The sequence below is a fragment of the Erwinia sp. genome (assembly GCF_031978025.1).
GTDB lineage: Bacteria > Pseudomonadota > Gammaproteobacteria > Enterobacterales > Enterobacteriaceae > Erwinia.
The window spans coordinates 1-7,227 of sequence record NZ_DALZCD010000102.1; the positions used below are offsets into that span (position 1 = coordinate 1).

Here is a 7,227-nt window from a genome sequence, read left to right on the forward strand (position 1 = left end):
ACATGCTGCCGGCCGCTGGAGTAAGAGGCGCTGCAATTCTACGCACTGTTGCTCGTTATGTAGAAAGGCTGGTCAGCCATGACGGTACGTTTCGCCTCCTGGAAGATTTACGTGTTTTCACTTTTGATAAACTGATCCCTCTTTCTCCCGGCGCGCTCGCTTGCTTCCAGCGGGGCGACCTGCTTAATCGACTGGTGGCAGATGTAGATACGCTCGATCATCTTTATCTGCGCCTGCTCTCTCCCCTGTTTGGTGCGCTTACCGCGATTGTTGCGGTAACGCTTGTGCTCGGCTATCTGAACTGGCCGCTGGCGCTGGCGCTGGGCGCTGTTATGTTGCTGACCCTGCTGATACTGCCGCTGTTCTTTTATCAGCTGGGACGGAAAGAAGGCGAAACGCTGACACACTTGCGCTCCCGGTATCGTAGCCAGCTGGCAGGCTGGCTTCAGAGCCAGGCGGAAATGCGCATCTATGGCGGCGCGCAGCGCTTCCGCGCCCGGCTTGATGAGACGGAAGCACAATGGCTGCGCGCGCAGCAGGCCCGTGCCCGTCTTACCGGGTTATCACAGGGGCTGTTAACGCTTATTACCGGCGCGACGTCCGTTTTCATACTTTGGTCGGCCGCCGCAGTGTTTAATCATAGCGCCACGATAGCCCTGTTTCTGTTTTGCACGCTGGCCGCTTTCGAAGCGCTGGCGCCCGTTGGCGGCGCCTTTTTGCATTTGGGTGAGGTCTTCGCCTCTGCCCGCCGCGTTAATGAAGTCATTCTGCAGTCCCCGGCCGTGGTGTTCCCAACTGGTGAGGAGAAAAGTCCAACCGGTATCCGATTAAGCCTGCGTGATGTCAGCTTCAGCTATAACGTGGATTTTCCCGTTCTGCGGTCAATTTCTTTGGATATTGCGCAAGGTGAGCACGTTGCGCTGTCAGGCAGTAGCGGTTGTGGTAAATCCACACTGCTTCAGCTGCTTACCCGCGCCTGGGATCCTACCCACGGTGAAATCTGGTTTAACGATCGCCCGCTGGCACACTGGAGTGAGGCGGCTTTACGTCAGGCTACCGGCGTTGTAACGCAGCGCATCCACCTGTTTAACGCTACCTTACGCGATAATTTATTGCTGGCTGCGCCAGATCGTCGCGATGATGAGCTGATTGTTATGCTGCACAAAGTCGGGCTGAACGCTTTGCTCGACGCGGAGGAAGGGCTGGATGCCTGGCTGGGCGAAGGGGGCCGGCCGCTGTCTGGCGGCGAGCTACGGCGGCTGGGGCTGGCCCGGGCACTGCTGCATGATGGGCCTTTGCTGCTGCTTGACGAGCCGACAGAAGGACTGGATATGCAGACTGAACGGCAGGTGCTTACACTCTTGCACGAAGCTGCCCGTGGCAAAACCATGATTGTGGTCACACATCGTCCACAGTGCCTGCGGCATTTTGACAAAATTTGCTTTATTGAAAGCGGGACTGTTATCGCCACAGGACCGCATAGCGAATTAATCTCAAAACACCCTCGTTACAGCGCTTTCCTGCAGCAGATTACGGTATAGTCATAGCCCTCTCGTTTTACTGAGACAGTGACTATGCGCCTGATGCAGCTCTCAAGAGAATCACTTAATTTTCCACCGCCGGATATGGCGCTTCGCGAACCAAACGGCCTGCTGGCAATGGGCGGCGATCTGAGCCTGCCCCGCCTGCTCAGCGCCTATCAGCGCGGTATCTTTCCCTGGTTTTCACCGGGCGATCCGATTTTGTGGTGGTCGCCAGATCCGCGCGCGGTGCTTTGGCCAGAAAAGTTTCATCTCAGCCGCAGCATGAAGCGCTTTCATCAGCGATCGCCCTACCGTGTTACGCTGAACCAGAATTTTAGCGAAGTGGTCGAAGGTTGTGCTAACGATCGTCAGGAAGGGACCTGGATTACCCCGGCCGTGAAACATGCCTGGCAACAGTTGTTTGACGCGGGCGAGGCGCAATCCGTCGAGGTTTGGCATGAAAATGAGCTGGTAGGCGGCCTGTACGGTCTGGCGCTGGGGCAAATATTTTGTGGGGAATCGATGTTCAGCCGCTGTGAAAATGCATCGAAAACGGCACTGCTGGTTTTCAGCCGCTATTTTTTACAGCAGGGCGGCAGGCTGATTGATTGTCAGGTGCTCAATCCCCATACCGCTTCGCTTGGCGCAGAAGAAATCTCCCGCGCTGACTATCTTAAACAGCTTGATTTACTGTCTGAACAGCCGCTTCCGGCCGACTGCTGGCAGCAGCAGACGCTTTTTTAAACCTGCGCTATGATGTTTTCCACGCAGAGCAGGATAATAATGGTATAATATGAGAGCTTGGTATGCGTGAATAAGCCTTTTTGAAGACCGCACTTTCCCCCCGGTTTTGTACCAACTCTTGATTACGCGTTTCCGTGCGCTGCTGATGCCGCAGGGAGGCCGACGCTGGTGGAAACATCAGCTATTCTTTACATAACGTTCTTAAATCGGCATTATTTGCTGATTCAGACAAAGGTTATAACACCCAGAGGATTTGATGGCCAAAGAAGATAATATTGAAATGCAGGGTAAGATAGTGGATTCACTACCTAACACTATGTACCGTGTTGAACTGGAAAATGGGCACGTCATTACTGCGCATATCTCCGGAAAGATACGCAAAAACTATATCCGTATCTCAACGGGTGACCAGGTTACCGTAGAACTGACTCCATACGATCTGAACAAAGGTCGTATCACCTTCCGTATCCGCTAACCGACTTTACTGCAGATGCTGGCGCCTGTTGCGCCGCACGGGTAAAAAAAAGGCCGAAGAATCTTCGGCCTTTAGTTTTTGCTTAGTGCACTGTGCCTTCCGCTTTGCGCTTCTCAGCGCTGAGGAAGTGGTAAGTCAGCTGGTTCTGCTCTTTATCGAGCGCCACCGATACCGACCCGCCGTCCACCAGCGAGCCAAACAGCAGCTCATTCGCTAACGGTTTCTTCAGGTTTTCCTGCACCGTACGCGCCATCGGACGCGCACCCATCGCTTTATCGTAGCCTTTATCAGCCAGCCAGTTGCGTGCTTCATCGCTCACTTCAAGCGAGACGCCCTTCGCATCCAGCTGCGCCTGCAGCTCGACGATAAACTTATCCACTACCTGATGGATAACCGTGCTGTCGAGATGTTTGAACCAAATAATGTTATCGAGACGGTTACGGAATTCTGGCGTAAAGATCTTTTTGATCTCTTCCATCGCATCGGTACTGTTATCCTGCTGGATCAGACCAATTGATTTACGCTCGGTTTCACGTACGCCGGCGTTAGTTGTCATAACCAGCACCACGTTACGGAAGTCCGCTTTGCGGCCGTTGTTATCGGTCAGCATCCCGTTATCCATGACCTGCAGCAGCAGGTTGAACACATCCGGGTGTGCCTTCTCGATCTCATCAAGCAGCACGACGGCATGCGGATGTTTGATTACCGCATCCGTTAACAGCCCGCCCTGATCGAAACCAACATAACCTGGAGGCGCACCGATCAGACGGCTGACGGTATGACGTTCCATATATTCCGACATATCGAACCGCAGCAACTCAATACCTAACGCTTTCGCCAGCTGTACGGTAACCTCTGTTTTACCTACGCCCGTCGGGCCGGCAAACAGGAAAGAACCCACAGGCTTGCGATCCTGGCCCAGACCGGCACGACTCATCTTGATCGCTTCGGTCAGTGCTTCAATCGCGTTGTCCTGACCAAACACCAGCATTTTCAGACGATCGCCGAGCGTTTTCAGGGTATCGCGATCCGTAGCGGAAACGCTCTTCTCAGGAATACGTGCGATGCGAGCAACCACAGATTCGATGTCTGAGACGTTAACCGTTTTCTTGCGTTTGCTAACCGGCAGTAAACGTGCACGAGCGCCAGCTTCATCAATTACGTCGATAGCTTTATCCGGCAGATGACGGTCATTAATATATTTCACCGCCAGTTCGACCGCCGCACGCACCGCTTTTGCGGTATAGCGGACGTCATGATGCGCTTCGTACTTCGGCTTAAGGCCGTTCAGAATCTGCACCGTTTCATCTACCGTAGGCTCGGTAATATCGATTTTCTGGAAGCGACGCGCCAACGCGCGATCTTTCTCAAAAATGTTGCTGAATTCCTGATAGGTTGTGGACCCCATCACGCGGATTTTCCCGCTGGAAAGTAATGGTTTGATCAGGTTAGCGGCATCTACCTGTCCGCCAGAAGCGGCGCCAGCACCGATGATAGTATGGATCTCATCGATAAACAGAATGCTACTGTTGTCCTGCTCAAGCTGCTTCAGGAGCGCCTTGAAGCGCTTTTCAAAGTCGCCACGGTATTTGGTGCCCGCCAGCAGTGAACCGATATCCAGTGAATAGATAGTGGCGTCTTTCATCACTTCCGGCACGTCACCCTGCACAATACGCCAGGCCAGCCCTTCAGCAATCGCGGTTTTACCCACGCCTGATTCGCCTACCAGCAACGGATTGTTTTTCCGGCGACGGCAAAGAACCTGAACGGTACGTTCCAGCTCTTTATCCCGCCCGATCAGCGGATCGATACCGCCAACGCGAGCAAGCTGGTTAAGATTGGTGGTGAAGTTTTCCATACGTTCCTCCCCGCCTGCTTGCTCTTCGTTAACCGGGTTTTCTGCGCCCGAGGCGGGCCCCTGTTCATCTTTGCGCGTGCCGTGGGAAATAAAATTCACCACGTCAAGGCGGCTGACTTCATGCTTACGCAGCAGATAGGCAGCCTGAGATTCCTGCTCGCTGAAGATAGCAACCAGTACGTTAGCACCCGCAACTTCGCTGCGGCCGGATGACTGCACATGGAAAACGGCACGCTGTAAAACGCGCTGAAAGCTGAGCGTAGGCTGTGTGTCGCGCTCTTCTTCGCTGACCGGCAACACCGGGGTTGTTTGTTCAATGAAGGCTTCGAGCTCCTGCCGCAAGGCCACAATATCCACCGTACAGGCTTCAAGCGCCTCTCTTGCAGATGGATTACTGAGCAATGCCAGCAGCAAGTGCTCGACGGTCATAAACTCATGTCGGTGCTCGCGCGCTCTGGCGAAAGCCATGTTTAAACTGAGTTCCAGTTCTTGATTGAGCATAGGCACCTCCCCCAATAGATCGCCTTATTCAGGCTTTTTCCAGCGTACACAGCAACGGATGTCCGTTCTCCCTCGCATATTTATTGATATGCGCGACCTTGGTCTCCGCCACTTCGGCAGTAAAGACACCGCAGATCGCCTTTCCTTGATAGTGAACTGTTAACATCACTTGCGTTGCACGTTCAACATCATAAGAAAAGAACTTTTGCAGTACGTCAATAACAAATTCCATAGGTGTATAATCGTCATTATTCAGAATAACTTTATACATCGAAGGTGGCTTTAAGCCTTCGCGGAGTTTGTCATCTGCAAGATGTTCAAAATTAAGCCAATCGTTAGTGTTTCCCATACGTACCCAATATGAAAACGTTGCCTGCCTGCATCAGACTAACACCCTTAAGCGTAAGTTTAGCACGCCTGAAATGCTGTCCGAAGCCGGTGAATTTTTGCACCAACCTGCAACTACGCGACCTTCATCACAAAAACAGCAATAGCGTTAACTGCTTCAAATTTTGATGAATTCGTCCCGGCATCTCTTCTTCATTCGCTTGACGCCTGGTGCGATTTCTCTACAGTACAGGCGTATGCTGGATGCGTTTTAACCAGCCTGGAGGCCAATGCCTCACTCCTTCACCCATTTGAATGTCTTGCGAGGGATCCAAAAGCATGGAGACGGGTACTGTTAAATGGTTCAACAATGCCAAAGGCTTCGGCTTTATCTGTCCGGTCGGTGGCGGCGAAGATATCTTTGCTCACTATTCCACTATCCAGATGGATGGCTACCGAACGCTGAAAGCCGGGCAGCAGGTTCAGTTTGATGTGCATCAAGGGCCAAAAGGCAATCATGCCAGCCTGATTGTCCCCGTTAATGCCGAAGCGGCAGTAGCTGTTACCGCCTGACCGCTTAGTGATATTCTGACCAACCTTGCAATAAAATGCCAGCCAGCGTCGCTGGCATTTTTATGGGTAACTTTTACCAACCTTAGTAAAATGGCGACGTCCTGTCACTTTTCAACCCCTCTTTTTACACGAAATAAATTTGTCCGCTTTGCTTGTGCTTGCCTGAATGACTTCAGGGCAATAAATTTGCGTTAAATCAATATCCCTGCTGTTTATCAGGACAAGTTACGCCTTTCGGATTAAAGTTGCATTTTTAATACAACTTTAAGGTGAAAGGCTATGTTTTGCGTACAATGTGAGCAGACTCAACGCCGAATTGCCAGTAATGGCTGTACCGGAGCACGCGGCGCGTGCGGAAAACTGGCGGAGACCTCAGATTTACAGGATCTGCTGATCGCCACGCTACAGGGGCTCTCTGCCTGGGCACTGGCGGCCCGCCAACAGGGTATTATTCTGCATGAACTCGACAGCTTTACCCCAAAGGCGCTGTTCGCCACGCTGACTAACGTCAATTTTGACTCCTCGCGCATCGTTGCTCTTACTCATCAGGCAATACGCTATCGGGAGGCGTTACAGGCACGCTGCAAGCTGCCCTGCAGCGCGCAAAATCATCCTGCAGCAGCCCTGGGCCTGGCAGGCGACGATTTACAGCAGCTGCAGCAGCAGGCACTGGCCTGGCGTCCCAATCGTGGAAACGAGGAGGAAGACATTATCGGTTTACGTCTGCTGTGCCTTTACGGCTTAAAAGGTGCGGCGGCCTATCTGGAACATGCCCACGTTCATGGTTATTTTGATAACGATATTTATCAACAGTTCCACCAGATGATGGCCTGGCTTGGCACGCAACCGGACAACGCCAGCGATCTGCTGGCGGCGGCGATGGATATTGGCAAAATGAACTTTGCTGTGATGGCGATGCTGGATAAGGCGCAGACCACCACTTATGGCTCTCCACAGCCCGTTGCGGTCAATACCCGGCCGGTAGCAGGCAAAGCGATCCTGATCTCCGGCCACGATCTGCGGGATCTGCAGCTGCTACTGGAACAAACAGCAGGCAGCGGCATTCATGTATACACTCACGGCGAAATGCTGCCCGCGCATGGCTATCCCCAACTAAAACAACATCCGCACCTGGTCGGCAATTACGGCAGTGGCTGGCAGAACCAGCAAAAAGAGTTTGCCGCCTTTCCCGGCCCCATCATCATGACCTCTAACTGTATTATCGA

At 52.8% G+C, this 7,227-nt stretch carries 6 protein-coding genes and 1 pseudogene; 5 read left to right on the plus strand and 2 right to left on the minus strand.

Features of this window, described 5'->3' with window-relative positions:
• The 3 genes from cydC to infA form a co-directional block, all read left to right on the plus strand.
• On the plus strand, positions 1-1,541 hold a 1,541-nt coding region (cydC, locus tag RTK32_RS10110), incomplete at its 5' end, for a heme ABC transporter ATP-binding protein/permease CydC (RefSeq protein ID WP_312043561.1).
• A 33-nt stretch (positions 1,542-1,574) separates the two neighbouring features.
• On the plus strand, positions 1,575-2,267 hold the full coding sequence (aat, locus tag RTK32_RS10115) for a leucyl/phenylalanyl-tRNA--protein transferase (RefSeq protein WP_312043563.1): 693 nt from the start codon (positions 1,575-1,577) through the stop codon (positions 2,265-2,267).
• A gap of 256 nt (positions 2,268-2,523) precedes the next feature.
• Positions 2,524-2,742 carry a translation initiation factor IF-1 gene (infA, locus tag RTK32_RS10120; RefSeq protein ID WP_125288739.1) on the plus strand — a complete coding sequence of 73 codons (219 nt, stop codon included), beginning with the start codon at positions 2,524-2,526 and terminating at the stop codon, positions 2,740-2,742.
• Between the two features lie 82 nt (positions 2,743-2,824).
• Here infA and clpA read toward each other — a convergent pair whose 3' ends face one another.
• Both clpA and clpS read right to left on the minus strand, forming a co-directional pair.
• Positions 2,825-5,101, minus strand: coding sequence for an ATP-dependent Clp protease ATP-binding subunit ClpA (clpA, locus tag RTK32_RS10125; protein ID WP_312043566.1), 2,277 nt, complete (start codon positions 5,099-5,101; stop codon positions 2,825-2,827).
• A gap of 28 nt (positions 5,102-5,129) precedes the next feature.
• Positions 5,130-5,450 (minus strand): ATP-dependent Clp protease adapter ClpS, encoded by a 321-nt coding sequence (clpS, locus tag RTK32_RS10130; RefSeq protein WP_312043567.1) that lies wholly within the window; start codon positions 5,448-5,450, stop codon positions 5,130-5,132.
• 317 nt (positions 5,451-5,767) lie between these two features.
• Between clpS and cspD the strand changes: the two genes are divergently transcribed.
• Positions 5,768-6,001, plus strand: a complete 234-nt coding sequence (cspD, locus tag RTK32_RS10135; protein WP_312043569.1) for a cold shock-like protein CspD — start codon at positions 5,768-5,770, stop codon at positions 5,999-6,001.
• 315 nt (positions 6,002-6,316) lie between these two features.
• A pseudogene (gene hcp, locus RTK32_RS10140) lies at positions 6,317-7,227 on the plus strand (hydroxylamine reductase); the annotation flags it as partial.

Excerpts from the sequence above, each read along its gene's own strand:
- aat (WP_312043563.1), top strand. The coding sequence starts at position 1,575 with ATGCGCCTGATGCAGCTCTCAAGAGAATCACTTAATTTTCCACCGCCG.
- infA (WP_125288739.1), top strand. The coding sequence starts at position 2,524 with ATGGCCAAAGAAGATAATATTGAAATGCAGGGTAAGATAGTGGATTCA.
- clpA (WP_312043566.1), bottom strand. The coding sequence starts at position 5,101 with ATGCTCAATCAAGAACTGGAACTCAGTTTAAACATGGCTTTCGCCAGA.
- clpS (WP_312043567.1), bottom strand. The coding sequence starts at position 5,450 with ATGGGAAACACTAACGATTGGCTTAATTTTGAACATCTTGCAGATGAC.
- cspD (WP_312043569.1), top strand. The coding sequence starts at position 5,768 with ATGGAGACGGGTACTGTTAAATGGTTCAACAATGCCAAAGGCTTCGGC.